The 22,651-nt window shown below is 73.4% G+C and carries 20 protein-coding genes and 1 pseudogene; 9 read left to right on the top strand and 12 right to left on the bottom strand.

Translation table 11 applies throughout. The annotated features are described in order from the left end of the window. Nucleotides 1-107: 107 nt before the first annotated feature. Nucleotides 108-1,364, top strand: a complete 1,257-nt coding sequence (locus tag ACZ518_RS18590) for an MFS transporter (protein WP_469114080.1) — start codon at nt 108-110, stop codon at nt 1,362-1,364. A gap of 118 nt (nt 1,365-1,482) precedes the next feature. Here the strand turns inward: ACZ518_RS18590 and ACZ518_RS18585 are convergent, their stop codons facing one another. From ACZ518_RS18585 to ACZ518_RS18570, 4 genes are all read right to left on the bottom strand, one after another. Next, entirely contained in the window at nt 1,483-1,785 is a 303-nt protein-coding gene (locus tag ACZ518_RS18585) for a putative quinol monooxygenase (RefSeq protein WP_469114079.1), read from the bottom strand. A gap of 83 nt (nt 1,786-1,868) precedes the next feature. Continuing rightward, entirely contained in the window at nt 1,869-3,212 is a 1,344-nt protein-coding gene (locus ACZ518_RS18580; RefSeq protein ID WP_469114078.1) for a carboxyl transferase domain-containing protein, read from the bottom strand. 1,457 nt (nt 3,213-4,669) lie between these two features. Further along, the gene (locus tag ACZ518_RS18575) at nt 4,670-6,295 is read right to left on the bottom strand and encodes a sensor histidine kinase (RefSeq protein ID WP_469114077.1); all 1,626 of its coding nucleotides are present in this window, start codon (nt 6,293-6,295) and stop codon (nt 4,670-4,672) included. Continuing rightward, nucleotides 6,292-7,329, bottom strand: a complete 1,038-nt coding sequence (locus ACZ518_RS18570; RefSeq protein WP_405980805.1) for a rod shape-determining protein — start codon at nt 7,327-7,329, stop codon at nt 6,292-6,294. The genes ACZ518_RS18575 and ACZ518_RS18570 overlap by 4 nt, the downstream gene beginning before the upstream one ends. 222 nt (nt 7,330-7,551) lie before the next feature. Between ACZ518_RS18570 and ACZ518_RS18565 the strand changes: the two genes are divergently transcribed. After that, entirely contained in the window at nt 7,552-8,253 is a 702-nt protein-coding gene (locus tag ACZ518_RS18565; RefSeq protein WP_469114076.1) for an esterase/lipase family protein, read from the top strand. Between the two features lie 48 nt (nt 8,254-8,301). On the opposite strand, the gene ACZ518_RS18560 is transcribed toward ACZ518_RS18565, so the two are convergent. Beyond that, nucleotides 8,302-8,880 carry a hypothetical protein gene (locus tag ACZ518_RS18560; protein WP_469114075.1) on the bottom strand — a complete coding sequence of 193 codons (579 nt, stop codon included), beginning with the start codon at nt 8,878-8,880 and terminating at the stop codon, nt 8,302-8,304. 78 nt (nt 8,881-8,958) lie between these two features. Here ACZ518_RS18560 and ACZ518_RS18555 point away from each other — a divergent pair, with 78 nt between their 5' ends. Next, nucleotides 8,959-9,645, top strand: coding sequence for an SCO2400 family protein (locus ACZ518_RS18555; RefSeq protein ID WP_469114074.1), 687 nt, complete (start codon nt 8,959-8,961; stop codon nt 9,643-9,645). Between the two features lie 95 nt (nt 9,646-9,740). Here the strand turns inward: ACZ518_RS18555 and ACZ518_RS18550 are convergent, their stop codons facing one another. Then, on the bottom strand, nt 9,741-10,163 hold the full coding sequence (locus tag ACZ518_RS18550) for a MarR family winged helix-turn-helix transcriptional regulator (RefSeq protein ID WP_469114073.1): 423 nt from the start codon (nt 10,161-10,163) through the stop codon (nt 9,741-9,743). Nucleotides 10,164-10,258: 95 nt separating this feature from the next. Here ACZ518_RS18550 and ACZ518_RS18545 point away from each other — a divergent pair, with 95 nt between their 5' ends. From ACZ518_RS18545 to ACZ518_RS18535, 3 genes and pseudogenes are all read left to right on the top strand, one after another. Further along, complete coding sequence (locus ACZ518_RS18545) at nt 10,259-11,281, top strand: NADP-dependent oxidoreductase (protein ID WP_469114072.1); 1,023 nt, start codon at nt 10,259-10,261, stop codon at nt 11,279-11,281. 65 nt (nt 11,282-11,346) lie between these two features. Then, nucleotides 11,347-11,772 (top strand): organic hydroperoxide resistance protein, encoded by a 426-nt coding sequence (locus ACZ518_RS18540; RefSeq protein WP_007263921.1) that lies wholly within the window; start codon nt 11,347-11,349, stop codon nt 11,770-11,772. An 87-nt stretch (nt 11,773-11,859) separates the two neighbouring features. Then, a pseudogene (locus tag ACZ518_RS18535) lies at nt 11,860-12,684 on the top strand (EI24 domain-containing protein); the annotation flags it as partial. A gap of 186 nt (nt 12,685-12,870) precedes the next feature. Here the strand turns inward: ACZ518_RS18535 and ACZ518_RS18530 are convergent. Further along, nucleotides 12,871-13,764, bottom strand: coding sequence for an imine reductase family protein (locus ACZ518_RS18530; RefSeq protein ID WP_469114071.1), 894 nt, complete (start codon nt 13,762-13,764; stop codon nt 12,871-12,873). 68 nt (nt 13,765-13,832) lie between these two features. Here ACZ518_RS18530 and ACZ518_RS18525 point away from each other — a divergent pair, with 68 nt between their 5' ends. Then, the gene (locus tag ACZ518_RS18525; RefSeq protein ID WP_469114070.1) at nt 13,833-14,336 is read left to right on the top strand and encodes a winged helix-turn-helix transcriptional regulator; all 504 of its coding nucleotides are present in this window, start codon (nt 13,833-13,835) and stop codon (nt 14,334-14,336) included. Here ACZ518_RS18525 and ACZ518_RS18520 read toward each other — a convergent pair. Genes ACZ518_RS18520 through ACZ518_RS18510 form a run of 3 tightly spaced genes read right to left on the bottom strand, consistent with a single transcriptional unit; the run spans nt 14,311 to nt 16,864 of the window. Beyond that, nucleotides 14,311-15,027 (bottom strand): carbon-nitrogen hydrolase family protein, encoded by a 717-nt coding sequence (locus ACZ518_RS18520; RefSeq protein ID WP_469114069.1) that lies wholly within the window; start codon nt 15,025-15,027, stop codon nt 14,311-14,313. The genes ACZ518_RS18525 and ACZ518_RS18520 overlap by 26 nt on opposite strands. A gap of 4 nt (nt 15,028-15,031) precedes the next feature. Then, nucleotides 15,032-16,234, bottom strand: coding sequence for a low temperature requirement protein A (locus ACZ518_RS18515; RefSeq protein ID WP_469114068.1), 1,203 nt, complete (start codon nt 16,232-16,234; stop codon nt 15,032-15,034). 54 nt (nt 16,235-16,288) lie between these two features. After that, nucleotides 16,289-16,864: a TetR/AcrR family transcriptional regulator gene (locus ACZ518_RS18510; RefSeq protein WP_469114067.1), complete on the bottom strand. Its 576-nt coding sequence runs from the start codon at nt 16,862-16,864 to the stop codon at nt 16,289-16,291. A 155-nt stretch (nt 16,865-17,019) separates the two neighbouring features. On the opposite strand from ACZ518_RS18510, the gene ACZ518_RS18505 reads away from it, so the two are divergent. Beyond that, a complete protein-coding gene (locus tag ACZ518_RS18505) occupies nt 17,020-19,521 on the top strand; it encodes a beta-glucosidase (protein WP_469114066.1) in 2,502 nt (833 codons plus the stop codon). Nucleotides 19,522-19,621: 100 nt separating this feature from the next. Here ACZ518_RS18505 and ACZ518_RS18500 read toward each other — a convergent pair whose 3' ends face one another. Beyond that, on the bottom strand, nt 19,622-20,512 hold the full coding sequence (locus ACZ518_RS18500; protein ID WP_469114065.1) for an SGNH/GDSL hydrolase family protein: 891 nt from the start codon (nt 20,510-20,512) through the stop codon (nt 19,622-19,624). Between the two features lie 248 nt (nt 20,513-20,760). Here ACZ518_RS18500 and ACZ518_RS18495 point away from each other — a divergent pair, with 248 nt between their 5' ends. After that, nucleotides 20,761-21,255, top strand: coding sequence for a DUF3145 domain-containing protein (locus tag ACZ518_RS18495; protein WP_007263912.1), 495 nt, complete (start codon nt 20,761-20,763; stop codon nt 21,253-21,255). Nucleotides 21,256-21,321: 66 nt separating this feature from the next. On the opposite strand, the gene fabF is transcribed toward ACZ518_RS18495, so the two are convergent. Beyond that, entirely contained in the window at nt 21,322-22,587 is a 1,266-nt protein-coding gene (gene fabF / locus ACZ518_RS18490) for a beta-ketoacyl-ACP synthase II (protein ID WP_469114064.1), read from the bottom strand. Between the last annotated feature and the right edge of the window lie 64 nt (nt 22,588-22,651).

Here is a 22,651-nt window from a genome sequence, read left to right as displayed (position 1 = left end):
GCCGGTCCCTGCCTGGGGCCCCGGGTCCGCGTGGTGAGGGCGTTGCGGGTGGGTGAACGCTCCCCGGTCTCCAGAGCCGCCCCAGCAGGGCCTGGTTACCATCCCGTGTGACCGGAACCGCCTCCCCTCCCCGACCGAAGCGACGCATATTCGCCGACCTGACCCCGCTGCGCACCTCCGCCGACTACCGGCGGCTGTGGGTGGGCGGCACCATCTCCTCGATGGGCCAGGCGATGACCGCCCTCGCGATCTCGCTCCAGGTCTACGAGATCACCGGCTCCAACTTCTCCGTCGGCCTCGTCGGACTGTTCTCGCTCGTCCCGCTCGTCGCCTTCGGGCTGTACGGCGGAGCCATCGCCGACAGTGTCGACCGGCGCAAGCTCGGCCTCTACAGCCAGACCGGCCTCACCGTCCTCTCCGTCGGCCTGGCCGCCGCAGCCCTCCTCGACTACCACCGGGTCTGGCTGCTCTACACCGTCGTCGCCCTCCAGGCCGTCTGCGGGGCGCTGAACGGACCCGCCCGCTCGGCCATGATCCCGAAACTGCTGCCGCCCGAGCAGCTGCCCGCCGCCAACGCGCTGAGCTCCGTCACCATGACCTCCGGGACGATGCTGGGTCCGGTGCTGGGCGGCGTGATCGTCGGCTGGTGGGGCTACCAGGCGGCGTACCTGATCGACGCGGTGACCTTCGTCGCGGCTCTGTACGCCATGTGGCGGCTGCCCTCGATGCTGCCGGAGGGCGGCAAGGGCGGGCGGGCCTCGGTCCTCGACGGCCTGCGCTTCCTCGGCACCCGGCCGAACGTCCGGATGACCTTCTTCTCCGACATGGCCGCCATGGTGCTGGCGCACCCGAAGGCGCTGTTCCCGGCCGTCGCCGTGCTCTGGTACGGCGGTGACGCCAAGACCGTCGGCCTGCTGGTGGCAGCCCCCGCGGTGGGAGCGCTGCTGGGCGGGCTGTTCTCCGGCTGGCAGGGCCGGATCCGGCGGCACGGGCTGGCGATCCTGCTCTCCGTCGGGGCGTGGGGGCTGGCCATCGCCGTCTTCGGCCTGACGCGGAACCTCTGGCTGGGGCTGGTCTTCCTGGCCGTGGCCGGCTGCGCCGACACCATCTCGATGGTGTTCCGCAGCACGATGCTCCAGGCGGCCACGCCGGACGCGATGCGGGGGCGCCTGCAGGGCGTCTTCATCGTGGTCGTCGCGGGCGGACCCCGCCTGGGCGACTTCCTCGCCGGCTCGGTCGCCGACCTGGCCTCTCCGACGGTGGCCGTCACGGGCGGCGGGCTGGCGTGCGTACTCGTGCTGTGCGCCCTCGCCGCGCGGTGGCGCGCGTTCGCCCGCTACGACGCCCGCTCGCCACAGGCGTAGCGGGTTCGCGATCACGGACGGGCTGCACCTCGCCGACCCGCTCGGGGCGAGCGACACCTCGAAGACGGCAACGCCGGCGAGGGCCCCGGACTGCGGCCCGCCGCTTCGGCTGACCGCGTCAGGCGAGCGGATCGGCCGCCAGCCGGATCACCTCCGCCGGGCCCGCCCGGAACCCGGCACAGGCGGCGTCGGACTCGGCCATGTGCGGGGCGGCGTCGTGAGCGGCCAGAGCCGCCTGCGACGCCCACCGCTCGATGAGGACGAAGCGGTCGGGGTCGCCGCTCACCCGGTGCAGGTCGTAGCGCAGGCAGCCCTCCTCGGCCCGGACGACCGGCGCGAGGCGTTGGTACGCCTCGACCTGCTCCGGGCCCCGGCCGGGGAGGGTGGTGATCAGGACGACGAGCTGCACGGGCTGTGACATGCGGCGGAGCGTACGTCCCCAACTCCGGCGGCGGGAAGCGGCGTTCAGTGGGTGAGATCAGCGGGCGGGATCAGCGGGCGGGATCAGCGCAAGGGAGGAACGATTCCCCGGGCCACGCCCAGCGCGACCAGGTCCTGCGGCCGGATGCGCAACTGGTCAGCCGTGGCGGGCGCCTCCTCGGCGGGACGCTTGAGGATGGCCGCCGCCAGCTCCGGGGCGATCACCGAGAAGTAGCTGTCCGGGGTGACCCAGGTGTTCCCGGGCGCGGCCAGGGCCAGCGCCCCGCCGGAGCCGCCCTCCCCGATCAGCAGGGTGGTCACCGGTACGGAGGCCTCCGCCAGCGCCGCGAACGTGTCGGCGATCGCCGGGCCGGCACCGGCGTGCTCGGCGGCCGCGTCGTTGGCCGCGCCCGGGGTGTCCACCAGGGTGAGCACCGGGATCCCGAACCGGTCCGCGAGCCGGATCACCCGGGCCGCCGTACGGTAGCCCGCCGGACGGGTCGCGGTGCCGCACTGGGCGGCGTACGCGACCGCCCGCCCCTCGCGCAGCCCGAACCCGCACAGCATCCCGGGGTCGGCGGCCCCGGCCCGGTCCCCGCGCAGCGGCAGGCGCAGCTCGAAGTACGCGTCCAGGTACGCCTCCGCCCGCGGGCGGTCCGGGTGCCGGGCCTGCCGGACGGCGTCCCAGCCGGTCCCGGGGGGCGTTACGGCGGCCAGCGCGGCCGGGGGCTCGACGGGGTCGGCGGCCCGGGGCGCGGCCAGCACCCGCAGCCAGTCCGCCACGGTCCCCGGCAGCTCCGCCGCGGGTACGACCGCGTCGACGTGCCCGGCCCCGTACTGCCCCTCGGCGGTGTACGCCGCCGGATCGGCGTCCGCCGGCCGCACCCGGGACCCGGCGAAGCCGACCTGCGCCCCGGGCAGCGCCAGCACGACATCGGCCCCCGCCCCGAGGGTGGCCCACCCGCCGCCGGTGGTGGGGTCGCGCAGCACCGCGATCTGCGGCAGCCCGGCGGCCCGGGTGAGCACGCACTGCCGCGCCACCCGCTGGAGCTGGGTCAGCGCGAGCATCCCCTCCTGCATCCGCGAGCCGCCGGTCGCGATCAGGGACACCAGCGGCAGCCGCTGCTCCCGAGCGTGCGTGTACGCGGCTTCGAGCCGGTCTCCGGTGCGCTGCCCGAGGGAGCCGCCGAGGAAGCCGAACTCGAAGGAGATCACGGTGGCCGGCCGGCCGCCGACGAGGGCGGTGCCGATGACCACGGACTCCGGCTCGCCGGTCCGCGCGGCGGCCCGGGCCCGGGAGGCGTCGTAGCCGGCCCAGCCGATGGGCCCGTCGGCGGGCGACTCCGCGCGCGGGGCGGGGAGTTCGGCGAACGAGTCGGGGTCGATGAGGGCGGCGATGGCGGCACGGGCCGAGAGGCGGGTCGTCACCCGGCCACCCTAGGCGGCACCCGCTCGCGGGGCCATCCACCGCCGCCGACGCGGGCCCTGCGGCGCGGGCCCGCTATCTCCCCCTCGAGGGGGTGGGGGCGGGGCGGTGGCTGCTCACCCGCCTCCCTGTCCGCGGGCCGGGGGGCCGGGGGCCGGATCTCCTTGAACGGTCTCAGGGAGGCTTGGGGGGTTTCCCGTCAGTCCCATCGTCCTTCCGTGTCGTGCCGGTCCCTCAAGGGCGCTCCCTTCGGTCGCGTCACTTCGTGATGGCCTTCGGCCACCCTTGACCGACCGACCCGCCCCGGAAAGCCGAAAGACTGCCGGGAACCCCCCAAAAGAACGGTCACGGGGCAGGAGAGGAGGAGCGGGTCCGTCAGCGATGAGGCGGCGGGGCCGGGCGTTGGCCGGCCGGGCATCCGGGCCCGTGGATGCCGGATTCGGGGCCGGGGGCGCGCCTAGGCGCACGAGAGGCTGATCAGAGCGACCTCCGGAGCCCCCAGACGCGCCAGATCGCTACGCGCTCCTGTCATCTCGGCGTCCGGCGACCGTCCGTGGCTGATACCCGCACCAGAGGTTGATCAGGGCAGCGCGGGGAGCTGTTGGGCGCGTGAGATCGCTACGCGCTTCTCCCGTCTCGGCGTCGGACGGCCGTCTGGGGCCGGGATGGGTGAGAAAGGGATCATCGGGTGCTTTCGAGGGGTGAATGGTGCCTCTCGCAGGGCCTTTGACGGCTTGTCGGAGTCTGAGAGTGTCCTTTTCAACCGCAGACTCCGACAGGTGGCCTTCCACCCTCGCCACGGCCTCAGAAATGGGTGCAAAAGGGGTGAGTTGGTCTCCTGTGTGGCCTATGACCAGCCCAAGACGGCCGCCGGCCGCCGAGATGGGAAAAGCGCGTAGCGATCTGGCGCGCCCATCCGCTCCCCGCGCTGCTCTGTTCGTCCTCTGGTGCGGGTATCAGTCACAGACGGTGGCCGGACGCTGATAAATGAGAAGCGCGTAGCGATCTGGCGCGCCTGGGTGCTCCGCAGGTCGCTCTGATCAGCCTCTCGTGCGCCTAGTCGCGCCCCTGGCCCGGAATCTCGGCTCTTGAGGGCCCGGATGCCCGGCCTGCCGACGCCCGGCCCCTCGCCTCATCCCTGACGGACCCGTCCCTCCCCCTTTGGACCGTGCCGTTCTTTTGGGGGGTTCCCGGCAGTCTTTCGGCTTTCCGGGGCGGGTCGGTCGGTCAAGGGTCGCCGAAGGCGATCACGAAGTGACGCGACCGAAGGGAGCGCCCTTGACAGGCCGGCCCGAACCGGAAGGACGATGGGACTGACGGGAAACCCCCAAACCGGCTGTGAGACCGCCCCGCAAGGCCCCCCCCACACCCACCCACCCGCACCCGGGGGCGGGTGGGCAGCCCGGCCCCCACCCCTCGAGGGGGAGATAGCGGGCCCGCGCCGCAGGCCGCGTACCCCCTACAGCTCCGCCTCCCACACCACCGTCGTGCCCTGGGTTCCCGTCTCCGTGCGGCCGTCGTCGGAGACCGTGAGGCGGACGCGGGAGGGGGTGGCGTCGACCTCCACCTCTATCGAGGTGACCTCGCTGCGGCGGTGGGCCGCCGCCAGGGCGCTGCGCAGGGTGGACAGCAGGGCCGTGGTGACCGGGTCCGGGAGCAGGGCGTCGACCGCGCCCGCGAAGTGCACCGACGGCTGGAAGCCGAGCAGGACGGCGGCTCCGCCCGTTTCGCGCAGCACCCGGCCCCGGAAGGTGGTGGGGGCGTCGCTCGGGGGTTGCTGGAGGGCGAAGATGGCCGTGCGGACCTCCTGGATGGTGGAGTCCAGCTCGTCCACGGCCCGGCCCAGTTCCTCCCCGACCTCGTCGCCGCCGACCTCGTCGCCCGCGGCCGCGTTGGCCGAGCGCCGCCGCGTGCTCTCCAGCATCATCTCCGTCGCGAACAGCCGCTGCACCACGAGGTCGTGCAGGTCGCGCGCGATGCGGTCGCGGTCCTCGTAGACGGCGAGCTGCTCGCGGTCGTGCTGCGCGTCCGCGAGGACGAGGGCCAGTGCGGCCTGGGAGGCGAACTGGGAGGCCAGCAGCCGGTCCACCGCGTCGTACGGCGGTCCGCCCCGGGCCCGGGGCAGGGCGAGGGTGCCGATCAGCTGTCCGCCGCTCTGCAGCGGCAGCATCATGCTCGGCCCGAAGCGTTCCCGGACGTGGGTGGTCATCCGGGGGTCGGTCGCGGAGTCTTCTATGAAGACGGGTTCCCCGCCCAGCAGTTGTTCCAGAACCGGCGAGCCGGGCGCGATGGCGGTGCCGACCAGGTCGCCGGGGTCCCCGTGGGTGGAGGCGGCGACGATCTCCATGCCGCCCTCCGGGGTGGGCTGGAGGACGACGCCCGCGGCCGCGTCGGCGAGCAGCCGGGCGCGTTCGGCCACGCACATCAGGGCGTCCGCCGCGGGCCGTCCCGCCAGCAGGGTGGTGGTGACGGCGGCGGCGCCCTCGATCCAGCGCTCCCGCCGGCGCGCGGTCTCGTACAGCCGGGCGTTGCCGATCGCTATCCCGGCCTGCGAGGCCAGTACGCGCATCAGCGCGAGGTCCTCGTCCGTGAAGGGGCCGCCGCCGCGCTTCTCGGTGAGGTAGAGGTTCCCGAAGACCTCGGTGTGCACCCGGATCGGCACGCCGAGGAAGCTGCGCATGGGCGGGTGGCCGGGCGGGAAGCCGGCCGAGCGGGGGTCCTTCGTCAGGTCGTCCAGCAGCAGTGGCCGGGGGTCGCTGATCAGGGCTCCGAGCACGCCTGTGCGGCCGTCGGGGAGGCGGGGGATCGCGGCCCGTTCGGCCTCGGTCATGCCGGAGGTGAACAGCTGGGTCAGCCGGGAGCGCTCGGGGTCGACGACCCCGAGCGCTCCGTACCGGGCCCCGCACAGGTCGGTGGCGGAGTCCACGACGTGCTGGAGGGTGGTGTGCAGCTCCAGTTCGGAGCCGACGCTGAGCACCGCCTCCAGCAGTACCGGGAGGCTCGATGGCGCACCGGCCCCGCCGGGTCCGGTGGAGTCGTCGGCTCCGGCGGCTCCGGCGGCTCCGGCGGGTCCGTCCAGGGTCATCCGGCCAGCGGGTTGAGGACCATGGGGGCGATTTTTCCTTCCAGCATCGCGCCGAGACCCAGCACGGCGCACACGTCTGGCCGTTCGGCGATGGCCACGGGCATTCCGGTGGAGTCCCTCAGCATCTGGTCGAGGCCCGGCAGCAGGGCGCTGCCACCCACCATCATGATCCCCCGGTCCGTCAGGTCGGCGACCAGGTCGGGCGGGCAGTCCCGCAGCACCTTGCCGATGCCGTCGAGGACGGCCGTCAGCGGGGTGTGGATGGCGTCCCGGACGGCGGCGGTGTCCACGTGGACGGAGCGGGCGAGTCCGGTGGCCACGTCGCGGCCGTGGATCAGGGTGGAGGCGGGGCCCTCGGGGGTGATGCCGTTGCCGTGCAGGGCCAGCTGGAGGGGGCGTACGGCCTGGCTCGGCAGCATCAGCTCGTGGGCGTGGCGCAGGTGCTGGACGACGGCGTGGTCGATGGCCTCGCCGCCGACGGGGATGCGCTCGGCGGTGACGATCGAGCCGAGGGAGAGCACCGCGATCTGGGTGGCCGCCGCGCCGCACACCATGATCATGGTCGCGGTCGGCTGTTCCACGGGCAGGCCGCAGCCGACGGCCGCCGCGATCAGGGTGTCGACGAGTTCGACGCGCCGGGCGCCGAGCCCGACCATGGTCTCCACGGCCGCCCGCTGGGCGAGCGGGTCGGCGTCGTGCGGGGTGCAGCAGGCGGCGCGCAGCCGGGGCTTGCGGCGCAGGGCGCGGCGCAGCTTCTCGCCGAGCAGGTGACGCAGCATCCGCTGGGCCATCTCGATGTCGACGACGGTGCCGCCGGAGACGGGGCGTGCGACGCGGATGTAGTCGGGTGTGCGTCCGGTCATCCGTTCGGCGAAGGTGCCGACGGCGATGAGGGCGCCGGTGCGGGTGTTGACCGCGGCGACGCTGGGCTCGTCGACGACCAGTCCGGCTCCCTTGACGTAGACGCGGGTCCTCGCGGCTCCCAGGTCGACGGCGACGTGGCAGCGGCGCAACTGCTCAAGACTGACGGTCACGGCAGATCCTCCCGAGAGCGCTGACGAAGGATGAGACCGGCGGCTGCCGATCGCACTCCACATCTTCTCGGATAAATAGGACATATCGCCCGTTGGAATGCTCCGGGTGGGGTGTGTCGTACGGGTGAGGGGTGCTGCACGGGGGTGGATTTCTGTACCGACAGGCAGCAGCATGCGCGGACCATCCGCGCTACTCACCCGTAACAAGGTAAAGGGGACCCGATGCTGACGCCCCGCCAGAGAATCCTGGCGTTCCTGACCCTCTGCCTGGCCCTCCTGGCGCCCTTTCCCGCCCAGGCGGCCGCCCAACGGGCGGCCGACACGCCCGCCGCCCGCAATCCGGTGGTCTTCGTGCACGGCTACAACGCCGACCCGGGGGTCTGGGGGTCCCTGCGCGAGGACCTGAGGGCCGACGGGTACGCCGACTCCCAGCTCTTCTCGTTCGGCTACGACACCCACCAGTCCGTCAACGAGGTGCTCTCCGGCCGCCTCGCCGCCTACGTCGACCAGGTGCGGCAGCAGACCGGCGCCGCGCGCGTGGACATCGTGGGGCACTCCTTCGGATCGCTCGTCAGCCGCTGGTACGTCAAGTACGGCGGCGGCACGGCGGCCGTGGACCACTGGGTCTCCCTGGCCGGCCCCAACCACGGCACGTCCACCGCCTGGGCCTGCGCCCTGTGGGACCAGGCGTGCCGGGACATGACCCCGGGCTCGTACGTGGCGAAGAACCTGGCCGCGGGCGACGAGACGCCGGGCGCGGTCACGTACGCCACCTTCTGGTCGGAGTGCGACGAGGTGGTCAACCCCGACAGCAGCGTCCCGCTCGCGGGAGCCCTCAACACGCCGGTCGGCTGCCTGAAGCACAACGACCTGCTCGGCGACGACGCCACCTCGGCCGCAGTCCGGGCCTTCCTGCGCAGCTAGTGCCGTGCCCGGAAAGGTCCACAGGGTCGCGGCGCGGTCTCTTCCGGATCAGCCCGGCTCCACCCGCTGGAGCAGCCCGTACGTGAACTCCGCGACCAGCGGCCGGCCCGACGCGGTGAACGCTAGGCGCCAGCGCGTCGGCGCCGTGCCCTCCATCGGCCGCGCCGGCGCGAAGGCCCGGGCCACCTCGTCCACCGTCGCCGACCAGGGCAGCAGGTCCCCGGCCGTCTCCAGTACGGGCCCCCGCGCGCCCGGGGCCCGGACCAGCCACTCGTTCCACACCGCCCCGTCCGGCGCGGCCAGCACCTCGAACCGCAGCTCCGGCCACAGCGGCACCGGCCACAGCAGGGCCTCGCACTCCAGGTCCCCGATGCTGCGCCGCTCCGCGGACTCCGGCGGGCCCAGCACCGACCGGTAGCGCGCCAGGGCCCCGCGGGAGCGGGGCGAGCGGACCATGGCCTGCCAGCGCCGGTTGGCTTCCCGCTGCTCCGCGAGCGAGGCGCCCAGGCGCAGCCGGGCCTCCTCGGCGAGGCCGGGCTGGAAGTCCGCCATCCTGCGCAGCAGCACCAGCTGGAAGGCGGCCGGACCGAAGGCTCCCGGCCGTCCCGGATTCGGGGTCGCTGTCATGGACGTAACGATTCCACACAGGATCCTTACGATCCCGGAATGCTTATGTTGCCGGGGACCGCATAGTTTGTGGGCGCCATGAACTACTTCTGCCCCGCCTGTCAGAGGCACCTCAACGGCGCGCTCGCCTGCGCCGGGTGCGGAACCCCGGCCGAGCACCTGGTGGTCGCCGCGCCCAGCGCGCCGGCCCCGGGCCCCGAGCCGCAGCCCGCGCTGGCCGAGGTGTTCGCCGATTCGCTCGTCGTGCTGTCGGGCCCCCACGAGGGCCGCGCGGGCACCCGCAAGCGGGCCGCCACCCGCCGCAGACGGGGCCGGGGCGTGCTCGCGCTCGGGCTGGGGCTGGTGCTCGCGACCGGGGGCTCGATAGCCGTGGCCCGGATCGTCGGCGACGACGAGGGCGTCGACCGGGCCGACAAGGTGGTGCTGACCGACGGCGGGCCCAAGCAGCCGGACGCGCTGCCGAGCGTGGCGGGACCCTCCGTGCCGGCGGTCCTGCCGAAGGCCTCCGGCGGGGTGTCGAAGACGGCCCGGCCCAGCGGGAGCCCGAGCGGGTCGGCGACGCCTTCGGCGAGCGGGAGCGCCTCCGCCTCGGCGGCCACGCCCTCGCAGAAAGGTTCCAGCAGCGGGACGTCCGTACAGTCGTCCAGGCCGGGGCAGCCCGCGCCGGCCCCCACGGGCACGGTGAAGCCGTCCCCGACGAAGACCAAGCCGGGCAAGACGGAGCCCGATCCGGCCGACACCTGCGTCTTCTGGATCTTCTGCTGATCCGGCCCGACCCGGCCCGGCCTGCCCCGACCGGGGGCGGCCCGGCCTGAGCCGGTGTGGCCTGAGCCGGTGTGGCCTGAGCCGGCCCCCCGGGCTCAGGCCAGCATCCGCCTGAGCAGGTCGCGCAGCGCCGTGCGCTCCTCCTCGGAGAGCCCGGCCAGCGGCTCGCGCGCGAAGTCCAGGGACTCGCGCAGCCGCTCCGCGGTCTCGACGCCCTCCTCGGTGGGGGCGGCCAGCTTCACCCGGCGGTCGGCCGGGTCCGGGCGGCGTTCGACCAGGCCGCGGGTCTCCAGCCGGTCGATGATGCCGGTCACGTTCGAGGGCTCGCAGCGCAGCTTCTGCGCTATGCGCCGCATGGGCAGCGGCTCCAGGGACAGCAGGTTCAGCACCTTGGCCTGGGCGCCGGTGAGCTGGTGGCGGCCGGCCGCCTCCTCGTACTCCATGTGGTAGCGGGCCACGACATCGCCGATGAGCTCGACGACCTCGACGGTCACTGGATCTGCGCGACGACTGGGCATGGCTCCAGGGTACCCGTTTACTTGACAACATGAAATATCCAGGCGCATGGTTGTTTCACGTTCTGAAGTAAATCTTCGTTCCTCAGGAGCCCCTCATGTCTCAGATCCCCGCCGTCAGCCGCGAGTGGCACCTCGTCCGCCGTCCGCAGGGCTGGCCCGTGGCCGAGGACTTCGCCCTGCGCGAGGTACCCGTCTCCGCGGAGCCCGCCCCCGGCCGGATCCTGGTCCGCAACCTCCACATGTCGGTGGACCCCTACATGCGCGGCCGGATGAACGAGGGCAAGTCCTACATCGCGCCCTTCGAGCTCGACCAGCCGATGCAGGGCGGTGCGGTCGGCGAGGTCGTCGCCTCCGCCGCCGAGGGCTTCCAGGCCGGCGACCACGTCCTGCACCCGCTGGGCTGGCGCGAGTACGCCGATGTGGACGCGCAGCACGCCACCAAGGTCGACGCCTCCCTCGCCCCGCTCTCCGCCTACCTCGGCGTCCTCGGCATGCCGGGTCTGACCGCCTACGCGGGCCTCTTCGAGGTCGCCTCCTTCAAGGAGGGCGACTCCGTCTTCGTCTCCGGCGCGGCGGGCGCGGTCGGCAGCCTCGTCGGCCAGTTCGCGAAGATCAAGGGCGCTTCCCGGGTGATCGGCTCCGCCGGCTCGGACGAGAAGGTGACGCTCCTCACGGAGAAGTACGGCTTCGACGCCGCCTTCAACTACAAGAACGCCCCCGTCGCCGAGCAGCTGCCCGCGGCGGCCCCCAGCGGCGTCGACGTCTACTTCGACAACGTCGGCGGCGACCACCTCGAAGCGGCCATCTCCGCCATGAACGTCCACGGCCGCGCCACCCTCTGCGGCGCCATCGCCGGGTACAACGACACCGAGCCCGCGCCCGGCCCGCGCAACCTGATGATGGTCATCGGCAAGCGCCTGCGCCTGCAGGGCATCCTCGTCGGCGACCACTACGGACTGCAGCAGCAGTTCGTCAAGGACGTGGCCGGCTGGCTGGCCTCCGGCGAGCTCCGCTACGACGAGACGGTCGTCGAGGGCGTCGAGAACGCCACCGAAGCCTTCCTCGGAATGCTGCGCGGGGAGAACACCGGAAAGATGATCGTTTCCTTCTCGGGTTAGGCTCACTCCACGACCGTCGCGATCGTGGGCGCGCATCGCGGCGATTCATCTGGAGGAAGTTCTTCATGTCCATCACGCAGACCGACGTCGCGTACACGGCCGTCGCCACCGCCGAGAACGGCCGTGACGGCCGCGTCGCCACCAACGACGGCCAGCTCGACGTCGTCGTGAACCCGCCGAAGGAGCTCGGCGGCAGCGGCGCCGGCACCAACCCGGAGCAGCTGTTCGCCGCTGGCTACAGCGCCTGCTTCCAGGGTGCCCTCAGCGTCGCCGCCCGCAACGAGAACCTCGACGTCACCGGCTCCACCGTGACCGCCGAGGTCGGCATCGGCAAGAACGACGAGGGCTTCGGCATCATCGTCAAGCTGACGGCCTCGATCCCGAACGTGGACGCCGCCACGGCCAAGGACCTGGTCGAGAAGGCCGACCAGATCTGCCCGTACTCCAAGGCCACCCGCGGCAACATCACGGTCGAGCTGAACGTCGCCTGACGTCGTACGACCGCGTCGCACGCCTGGTGAAGGCCGCATCCCCGAGGGGGTGCGGCCTTCGCCGTGCCCGGCCCATAAACTGGCCCCATGCGTGATCTTGCGGGGGGCTTCCGGTACTTGCTGGCCGGACAGAGATGGGTGTTCCGGAACGGCCGCTGGCTGGGCTTCGGCCTGCTGCCGAGCCTCGTCGCGCTGGCGCTGTACGCCGCCGCGCTCGTCGGCCTCCTCTACGGGGCCGACGACTTCGTCCAGTGGGCGACGCCCTTCGCCTCGGACTGGTCCTCGACCTGGCTCCGGCTCTTCCGCGGCTTCCTGACGGCCGTGGTCGTCTCCCTCGGGCTCTTCCTCTCGGTGATCACCTTCACCGCCGTGACCCTGCTGGTCGGGCAGCCCTTCTACGAGTCCCTCTCCGAGCAGGTCGACCGGACCGAGGGCGGCGAGGTCCCCGAATCGGGGCGCTCGTTCTGGGAGGACCTGTGGATCTCCGCCCGGGACAGCGTGCGGCTGCTGGTGCGGGTGCTGCTGTACGGGATCCTGCTCTTCGCCCTCGGCTTCATCCCGGTGCTCGGGCAGACCGTGGTGCCGGCGATCGGGTTCTGCGTCTCCGGATTCTTCCTCACCCAGGAGCTCACCTCCGTCGCCCTCCAGCGGCGCCGGGTGGACCTGGCCGAGCAGCTGGTCCTGCTGCGCGGGCGGCGGGCGCAGGCGCTGGGCTTCGGCGTGCCGCTGGTGCTGGCGTTCCTGATCCCGTTCGTCGCCGTGTTCCTGATGCCCGGCGCGGTGGCGGGGGCGACCCTGATGGCGCGGGAGCTGGTCGGCGCGGATTCCTCCGAGGGCGGGGACGAGGACGAGGCCGACGGGGACGGCGGGCAGCGGTACGGCACGGACCCGGCTGCGCCCCAGGGGCCGTACGGGCAGCAGTACGGCCAGCAGCACGGCCAGTACGGCCAGCAGTACGGCCACGGCCAGCAGTACGGGCAGGGCCCCTACGGCCAGGGTTCCGGTACGCCCTACGGCCAGGCCGCCAACCCCTACGGCCAGGCCCCGGGCGCACCCTACGGCCAGACCCCCAATCCCTACGGCCAGGCCTGACCGGGGCTAACGCCGCCGCAGCAGGGTGATCGCCCCGGTGGTGTCCTCGCCCGCGTGGGCCGCCGGGTCGGCCTCCAGCCGCTCGCGCATCAGGTCCAGGTACGGGCTGAGCAGCTCGGCGCTGACCCCCTGGTCGGCGGAGGTGCGCAGCAGGGTGCCGCTGCCGGCGACCTGCATGGCCAGGTTGGACACCACCCCGGTGGTGAAGTCCCGCGAGGTCAGCCGCGCGGCGGCGTTGCCGGCGAAGAAGCCCATCGCGCCCAGCCACTCCGACAGCAGCGGCGCGAGGGACGCGGGGGCGATGTCCTCGCCCTCGATGAGGGCGTAGGCGTGCGAGATCCCGGCGAACAGCCCGTACATCGCGCTGAGCAGCGCCACGTCGTGCAGGGCCGCGTGGCCGGGGTCCTCGCCCACGAAGCGGGCCCCCGCCGGTACCTCCAGGGTGGCCCGGTGCGTGTCGAAGAGGGCGCGGGAACCGCTGTGGAAGACGTAACCGCCGGCTTCGGGGACGCCGATCATCGCGGGCGTGGCCATGATCCCGGCGTCCAGGAAGCGGGCTCCGCGGGCCTCGGCCCAGGCGGCCCGGGCGCGCCCCTCGGCGGGGGTGCCGGTGGTGAGGTTGACCAGGTCCTTGCCGGTCAGGTCGATGCCGTCGAGGGTGGCCCCGATGCTGGCGTCGTCGAGCAGGCAGAGCACGACGAGGGTGTTCGCGGCGACGGCCTCGGCGGCGCTCGCGGCGACTGCCGCGCCCTCGGCCTCCAGGGCCTCGGCCCTGGAGGCGGTGCGGTTCCAGACGGTCAGGGGGTGCCCGGCGGCGAGCCAGGTGCGGGCCAGGGCGGTGCCCATGTCGCCGAGGCCGAGCAGGGTGAGCGGACGGTTCGTCACGTGCGTGTCGGTCATGCCGTTTAGCCTGGTGGCGGGCAGTGACGCGCTCAAGTACGCACTTCGGAGTGGGTGGTTACCCCGAGGTGAGCGAGCAGGTGGGAGGGGTGGGCGCGATGGCGGTGGCACGGAGGCCGGGGGCGGATCACTGCGGGATCGCCGCGGCGATGTCGGTGATCGACGGCAAGTGGAAGGTCTCCCTCTTGTGGGAGCTGGAGCGCTGCCCGCGCCGCCGCTTCGGCGAGCTGCGCCGGCTGGTCCCGGGGGTGTCGGAGAAGGTGCTCGCGGCGCAGCTGCGTGAGCTGGAGACCGACGGCATAGTCCACCGCGAGGTGTACGACGAGGTGCCGCCGCGCGTGGAGTACTCGCTGACCCCGCTCGGCGAGGAGCTGAACGGGGCTCTGGAGGCGCTGGGGGAGTGGGGCAAGAAGCACCTCCTCCCGGACCCGGACCGGGACTTGGACCGGGACCCGGGCCCGGGCCCGGACCCGGACCCGGACCCGGACCCGGACCGGGACTTGGGCCTGGCCGTGGACCCGGACCGGGACCCGGGCCCGGAACGGCTCAGGCCGCGGGGACGTCGACCGTGACCACGTCCGGGCCGCGGTCGTCGGCCTCGGCCAGCAGCGCGCCGCCCGGGGCCCATACGGCCGAGCCGCCGCAGCCCGTCCAGGGGCCCGCCGGGCCGACGTGGTTGGCGAGGACCACGTACAGACCGTGTTCCTCGGCGAGCCCGGGGTGCACGGTCGCCCGCTCGGTGATCCCGTCGCCCGTGCCGTACAGGGAGCTGGCCAGGTGCACCGTGCAGCCGTCGGCGGCGGCCCGGCGGGCCAGTTCCGGGAAGTGGTTGTCGAAGCAGACCCCCAGCGAGAAGCGGATGCCGCCGAGCTCGAAGCGGCCGTCGGCGGTGCCCGCCGTGAAGGCGCCCTGTTCGTGCCGGTAGAGGTGCTGCTTCGCGTACGTCGTCACGTGGCGGCCGTCCGCGTCGTAGACCAGCGTCGCGATGGCGGGCAGCGGCCCGTCGGTGCGCAGGGCGGCGTTGACCGCCACGGCGAGGCCGGCGGAGCGCAGCCCGTCCAGGCGGGGGTCCTCGGCGTCGGCCAGCCACAGGCCGGGGTCGGCGGCGAGGTGCTCCAGTTCGTACCCGGTGAGTGTGAACTCCGGGAACACCACCAGCTCCGCGCCCTGCCCGCGGGCCCGGGCGGCGAGGGCTGCGGCACTGGCGGAGTTGGCGGTGACGTCGGCGGGGACGCAGGTCAGCTGGGCGGCGGCGATCTTCATGCCCTCAGGATGCCAACGCCTCCGGGGCCTCCTCCTCCCGGCCTCCGGGAAGCCGGCCGCGGCGGCGCACCAGGCCCAGCTCCACCAGGTTCAGGGCGGTGACCAGGAGGGTCAGCAGCGCGAGCGCCCCGAGGGAGGGCAGCAGCGCGGCCACCGGCAGCAGGACCAGCACGGCCGCGGCGGCCGCCAGCCGGGTCACCGACCAGGCGTGGAACAGGTGCCAGCGGGTGTAGCCGAAGGTGGCCAGGAAGAGGGCGCAGCCGCCGTACAGCAGGGCGGCGACGCCGAGCGGGAGCCGGGCCCCGGGGTGGGCGACGGCCTCGGCCATGCCGACGGCCACCGCGATGACCGAGGCGATCAGCGAGAGGTGCCCGTACGACAGGACCTGCCGGGCCACGTCCGCGCGTACGGCGGCGGTCTCCAGCCCGTGCCGGACGGCTCCGGCGGCCAGGTGGAAGTACACCCACCACAGGCTGCAGACGAGCACGAAGGCCACGGCGACGGCCGTCAGCGAGCCCGCGTCGAGCTCGGGGGAGGTGGCCACGGGCGCGCCGACGGCGACGATCGACTCGCCCAGCGCGATCATCACGAACAGGCCGAACCGTTCGGCGAGGTGGCCCGAGTCGAAGTTCAGCCGGACCATGTTGGCGCGCGTCAGCCGGGGCGCGGCCAGGTCCACGGCGGCGGCCAGGGCCCACAGACCGACCCGGAGCCCGCCGTCGAGGAAGGCTCCGGCCAGCAGCAGCGGTCCGCTGATCAGCACCGACAGGGTCACCGGGGTGAGCCTCAGGCGCCGGCTGCGGCCGTGGGCGAGGGCGGCGAGCACCAGGCGGGCGCAGAAGTAGGCGCCGGCGAGGAGGAGTCCGCGGTCACCGAAGGCCTCGGGCAGGGCCAGGGCCATCAGCAGGCCGCACAGCCCGGCCGCGAAGAGGGCGATCCGGTTCAGCGGCCGGTCCGCGTCGTGGGTGTTGGCGTGGACGGTGTTGCCCACCCACACCCAGTAGACGGGCACGAAGACGATCAGGGCGCGGCCGGTGCCGGCCCAGCCGTGGTCGTGGTGCAGGAGGGCGGAGACCTGGGTGACGGCGAAGACGAGCACCAGGTCGAAGAACAGCTCCGACCAGGCGACCTTCTTCTCCGGCTGCGCGTGTTCCCCTGGCTGATCCTGCGTCCCGGCCCCGTGCCCGGCCGGCTCTCGTGACTCCATCTCGTGTCCCCCCGCTCGAAGTTCGGGGAAAGGATGCCCGGTCGGGCGGCGCCGCTATGCGCCGGGGCCCCTCAGCAGGGTGATGAACGAGCGGAACGCGGCGGGCATGTCCACCGATTCCGGGGCGAGCAGCCACTGGTACTGGAGGCCGTCCATCACCGCCGTCAGCAGCGGAGCGGCCTGCTCCGGGGTGAGGCCGGAGGGGAGCCGGTCGCCGAACTCGGTGCGCAGCAGCGCGGCCATCTCGGCGCGCACCTGCGCGTACCGGTCGGTGAAGAACTCGCGGGCCGGGTGGCCGTCGGTGACGCTCTCGCCGAGCAGTGCGGAGAAGGTCTGCACGATGCCGGGGCGCATGGCGTTGTACTCCACCAGCGACTCCAGCAGGTCCAGGCGCCAGGTCCCGGCCGCGGTGCGCGAGCCGCCCCCGGTGTCCCAGCGGTCGCGCTCCTCCAGGACCGCGACGAGCAGGGCCTCCTTGGTGGGGAAGTAGTGCAGCAGGCCCTGCTGGGTCAGGCCCACGCGTTCGGCGACGGATCCCAGGGAGGCGCCCCGGTAGCCGCGTTCGGCGATCACCTCGACCGCCGCGCGGACGATCTCGCCACGCCGCTCCTCGCTCTTCGCTCTGGCCATCGCCCGGCACTCCTTCCGCTCACACCTGCCAGCAGGACCGTACGGCATGGCGATATCACGAAAAGATTACAAGACCTACCGCTCTACAGGTAACGGGTCCACGATGGGGGCCGTCCGCACCCGCACCCGCACGCAATCGACGAGGAGGCACGGCCGTGACCGATGCCGATCAGGTACGCGACGACAGCGAAGCCCGCGAGGAGCAGGCCAGCGAGGAGCAGGCCCGCGAGGAGCAGGCCCGCGAGGACGCCGTGGAAGCCGCGCTGGGCAAGCTGGACCTCGACACCAAGGCCCGCCTGCTGGCCGGCCAGGACATGTGGACCCTGCCCGCCCTCCCCGGGATCGGGCTCGGCTCCCTGGTCATGTCCGACGGGCCCATCGGGGTCCGCGGCGTGCGCTGGACCGCCGACGACCCCTCGATCGCCCTGCCCTCCCCGACCGCCCTCGCCGCCTCCTGGGACCCGGACCTCGCCCGCCGCGCGGGCCGGCTGCTCGCCCAGGAGGCCCGCCGCAAGGGCGTCCACGTCCTCCTCGCGCCCACCGTCAACCTGCACCGCTCCCCGCTCGGCGGCCGCCACTTCGAGTGCTACTCCGAGGACCCGTACCTCACCGGCGCCATCGGCAGCGGCTACGTCAACGGGGTCCAGGACGGCGGCGTCGGCACCACCGTCAAGCACTTCGTCGGCAACGACGCCGAGACCGAGCGCTTCACCGTCGACAGCGTCATCGCCCCCCGCCCGCTGCGCGAGGTCTACCTCGCCCCCTTCGAGGCCATCGTCGCGAACGCCCGCCCCTGGGGCATCATGACCGCCTACAACCGGGTCAACGGCACGACCATGACCGAGCACCAGCACCTGGTGAACGAGGTCCTGCGCGCCGAGTGGGGCTTCGACGGCTGCAACGTCTCCGACTGGATGGCCGCCCGCTCCACCGCCGGAGACGTCCTCGGCGGCCTCGACGTGGCCATGCCCGGCCCGCAGACCGTGTACGGGCCCGCCCTCGCCGCCGCCGTCCGCGCCGGGGAGGTCCCCGAGTCCGCCGTCGACACGGCCGTGCGCAACGTACTGCGGCTCGCCGCCCGCGTGGGCCTGCTGGAGGGCGCCCCCGCCGCCGTCGCCCAGCCGCCCGCCCCGGTCGACGGGCAGGCGCTGGCCCGCGAGCTGGCCGCCCGCGGGTTCGTCCTGGTGCGCAACGAAGCCGGCGCCCTGCCGCTGGACGCCGGGCCCGGCCGCACCGTCGCCCTGATCGGCGCCGCCGCCCGCGACGCCCGCGTCCTCGGGGGCGGGTCCGCGACCGTCTTCCCCGAGCGGGTGCTCTCCCCGCTCGACGGGCTCACCGCCGCGCTGCCCGAGGGCGCGCTCACCTTCGCGGTCGGCGCCGACCCGAGCGACGAACTGGTCCCGGCCGGACAGGGCTTCGAGCTGCGCGCCGTCTGCCGCGACGCCTCCGGGGCCGTCGTCGGCGAGGGCGGCCTGCCGAGCGGCCAGGTCCAGTGGATCGGCGACGACCTGCCCGAGGGGGCCTCGTACGAGACGATGGCGTCCATCGAGGTCACCGGTACGTACGTGCCGCGCGAGAGCGGCGAGCACGCCTTCGGCACCCGCGGCCTCGGCGTCTTCACCCTCGCCGTCGGCGGCCGCGTCCTGTGGGAGGGCGTCCAGGAGATGGGCGACGAGGCCGACCCCTTCGAGGCCTTCTTCGGAGCGCCCAGCGAGCGCGCCAGGGCCGTCCTCACCGAGGGCGAGCCGGTCGAGGTGTCGCTGACCTACCAGGTCCCCGACATGAGCGCGCTGCCACTGCGGGCGGTCATGTTCTCCCTGCTCCACCTCGGGCCGCGGCGCGACGCCGACGAGCTGATCGCCGAGGCGGTGGCGGCCGCGCGCGCCGCCGACACGGCCGTCGTGGTCGTCGCCACCACCGAGCGGGTGGAGTCCGAGGGCTTCGACCGGGGGGACCTGGCCCTGCCGGGCCGCCAGGACGACCTGGTGCGGGCCGTCGCCGCCGCCAACCCGAACACCGTGGTCGTCGTCAACGCGGGCTCCCCGGTGGAACTGCCCTGGCGCGGGGACGTCGCCGCCGTGCTGCTGACCTGGTTCCCCGGGCAGGAGGGCGGGGCCGCGCTGGCCGACGTACTCCTCGGGGAGGCGGAGCCCGGCGGGCGGCTGCCCACCACCTGGCCCGCCGCTCTCGCCGACGCGCCCGTCACCGAGGTCGTCCCCGCCGGCGGGCGGCTGGAGTACCGCGAGGGCCTGTTCATCGGCTACCGGGCGTACGAGGCCCAGGGGGTGGAGCCCGCCTACCCGTTCGGGCACGGCCTCGGCTACACGGACTGGGCGTACGAGTCCCTGGAGGCGGGCCCCGGCCGGGTGCGGGTCCGGCTCACCAACACCGGGACCCGGCCGGGCCGCGAGGTGGTCCAGGTCTACCTGGCTCCCGCCGCCGACCTCGACGGTCGCCCGGCGAGCTGGCTGGCCGGCTTCGCGGGCGTGGAGGCGGGCCCCGGCGAGAGCGTCGAGGCGGAGATCGAGCTGCCCGCCCGGGCCTTCGAGATCTGGGACGAGGACGCGCACGGCTGGCGGCGGATCGGCGGCACCTACGAGGTCCGTGCGAGCCGCTCGCACGCCGACACCCGGCTGACCGCCACCCTCGACCTGTGACGGCGGGCCGCCGCGACACGCCGTAGCGCGGAATTGGCCGGAAACAACCCGTGAACCGGGCCGGAGGCGGACCCTGACACCGCCTCCGGTCCTCCGCGCGTCAACGCGGCGGCGCCGCCGCGGTCACCTGTCGGTGCGCGAGTTCCGCGAGCCGCGCCTGCCCGTCCCGGCCCGGGTGGAACCAGTCCCAGTGGCTCAGCTGGTCCGCCCCGAACGGGTACTGGAAGACGGCGCCGCCGTCGTAGCGGCACAGGGCGTCGGCCGTGCAGACCTCGCGCAGCACCTCGTTGTACTCGACCACCCGCGCCCGCACCTTCTCCCGGCGGGCGGTGGCCCCCGGTTCGGCCGACAGCGGTTCGGCCAGCATGGACTGACAGATCCCCAGCTTCCAGATCTGCCGTACGAGCGGGTCGTCCTTGCCCTGCTGCCACAGCCGCTGGAGGTCCGGCACGGAGGACACGTACACCTGGGACTCGGGGGACGCGCTCCGCAGGTCCTTCAGGGCGCGCTCGAAATCGGTGCGGAACTCCGCCACCGGGGTCATCGACGAAGGCGTGGGCCGGCAGGCGTCGTTCGAGCCCACCATGACCGTGACCAGGCCGGGCTTGTGCTGGGCGGCCGATGCCACCTGCCCCGGGAGGTCCGCCATCCGTGAGCCGGTCACCGCGTAGTTCCAGCTGCGCGCGGGCACCTCGGCCTCGCCCAGCAGCCGGGCGGCCAGCGAGCGGACGGCGGGATCGCTGCCGGTGGCCCAGGAGACCTCCGGGCAGTCGGCCAGCACGGAACAGGCGTCGAAACCACGGGTGATGGAGTCGCCGACGGCGGCGACCGAGGCGGGGGCGGTGTTCCAGCGGGGCGCGGCATGCGCCCCCCGCTCGCCGCCGGCCGGCGGGGTGGCGGAGTCACAGCCCGTGACCGTCGCGGCCAGGAAGGCCACCGCCAGGCCCGCGAACGTCCGGCTCGCGCGACGGCGGGCGGCGGTGGTGCGCATCGGGTGGTCCTCCCTCGTCGCCCTCGTGCTTCCGGGGGCGTCCTGCTGAGTGAATGCTCTGTGTTTAGGGGTCTCGGAGCGACCGTACGTCACACCATGACCCCTGGCGCACGGTAGCTTTTTCCCGTGGCGTTTCGGCCGCAGGTGCCGTAGCGCAATGTCAAATAATTTCCGTTACATTACATCACGTCACATACTGTCCGTTTTCTGGAGATTATTCCCGACCTCGTCCCACACTGGAGGTCCAGGTGACGACACGTGGAGTTCTGTACGTGCATTCCGCACCGCGTGCGCTCTGCCCGCACGTGGAATGGGCTGTTGCGGGCGTGCTCGGGGTGCGGGTGAACCTCGACTGGATCAGGCAGCCCGCCTCCCCCGGCACCTGGAGAGCCGAGTTCTCCTGGCAGGCCGAGGCGGGCACCGCCTCGAAACTCGCCTCCGCCCTGCGGGGCTGGCACCTGCTCCGCTTCGAGGTGACCGCCGAACCCTGCCCCACCGCCGAGGGCGAGCGCTACAGCTCCACCCCGGAGCTGGGCATCTACCACGCCGTCACCGGCATGCACGGGGACATCCTGATCCCCGAGGACCGGCTGCGCGCGGCGCTGGCCCGGTCAGCGCGCGGCGAGACCGACCTGGAGGCGGAGATCGCCAAGCTGCTCGGCAAGCCCTGGGACGACGAACTGGAGCCCTTCCGCTACGCCGGCGAGGGCGCCCCGGTCCGCTGGCTCCACCAGGTCGTCTAGCCGCCCCGCGCACGACGAAGGCCCCGCCCGGCAGCTGCCGGGCGGGGCCTTCGTCGTGGTACGGGATCAGACGGTTCGGAACGCCAGGGAGACGTTGTGGCCGCCGAAGCCGAAGGAGTTGTTGATCGCGGAGATCGGGCCGTCGACCGGCAGCTTGCGGGGCTCGCCGAGCACGATGTCCGCGTCGATGTCGTCGTCCAGCTCGTCGACGTTGATCGTCGGCGGGGCGATCCGGTGGTACAGCGCCAGCACGGTCGCGACGGTCTCGATACCGCCGGCGCCGCCCAGCAGGTGACCGGTCATCGACTTGGTCGCGGAGATCGCGATGTGGTCGAGGTCGTCGCCCAGGACCTTGCGCAGGGCCTTCACCTCAGCCGTGTCACCCTGCGGGGTGGACGTGGCGTGCGCGTTGACGTGGACCAGCTCGGACGGGTCCAGCTGCGTGTTGTCGAGCAGGTTCTGCAGGGCGGCGGCGACACCGCGGCCCGTCGGCTCCGGCTGCGCGATGTGGTGGCTGTCCGCGGACAGGCCCTGGCCCAGCACCTCGCAGTAGACGCGGGCGCCGCGCTTGGCCGCGTGCTCGGCGGACTCCAGCACCACGACGCCGGCGCCCTCGCCGAGGACGAAGCCGTCGCGGGCCTTGTCGTACGGGCGGGAGGCCGTGGTCGGGCTCTCGTTGTTCTTGGACATCGCCATCATGTTGGCGAACGCCGCGATCGGCAGCGGGTGGATCGCCGCCTCGGTACCGCCGGCGACGACCACGTCGGCACGACCGGTACGGATCATCTCGACGGCGTAGCCGATGGCCTCGGCGCCGGAGGCGCACGCGCTGACCGGGGTGTGCACACCGGCGCGGGCGTTGACCTCGAGGCCGACGTTGGCCGAGGGGCCGTTCGGCATGAGCATGGGAACGGTGTGCGGGGAGACCCGGCGCACACCCTTCTCCTTCAGTACGTCGTACTGGTCGAGCAGGGTGGTGACACCGCCGATGCCGGAGGCGATCACGGTGCCCAGACGCTCGGGGACGACGGCCTCGCCCTCGCCGGCCGGGGCGGTGTAACCCGCGTCGGCCCAGGCCTCACGGGCCGCGATGAGGGCGAACTGTGCCGAGCGGTCGAGCTTGCGGGCCAGCGGGCGGGGGAGTACCTCGCTCGGGTCCACGGCGGCCTGGGCGGCGATACGGACCGGCAGTTCGGCGAAGCGCTCGCCCTCCAGGGGCGAGACGCCGGACCGGCCGGCGAGCAGACCTTCCCAGGTCGAAGCGCTGTCGCCACCCAGCGGAGTGGTTGCGCCGATACCGGTGACGACCACGGTGCGATTGGTCGGGCTCACAGGAATTCTTTCTCCACGTCTAAGGGGGTGCTGAATTGTCACGGCGCCACCGCCAGGTGGCGAC

The organism is Streptomyces sp. NPDC033966 (assembly GCF_055575955.1).
Note: the sequence above shows the minus strand (reverse complement) of the source record. Positions and strands in the feature narration are given on the sequence as shown.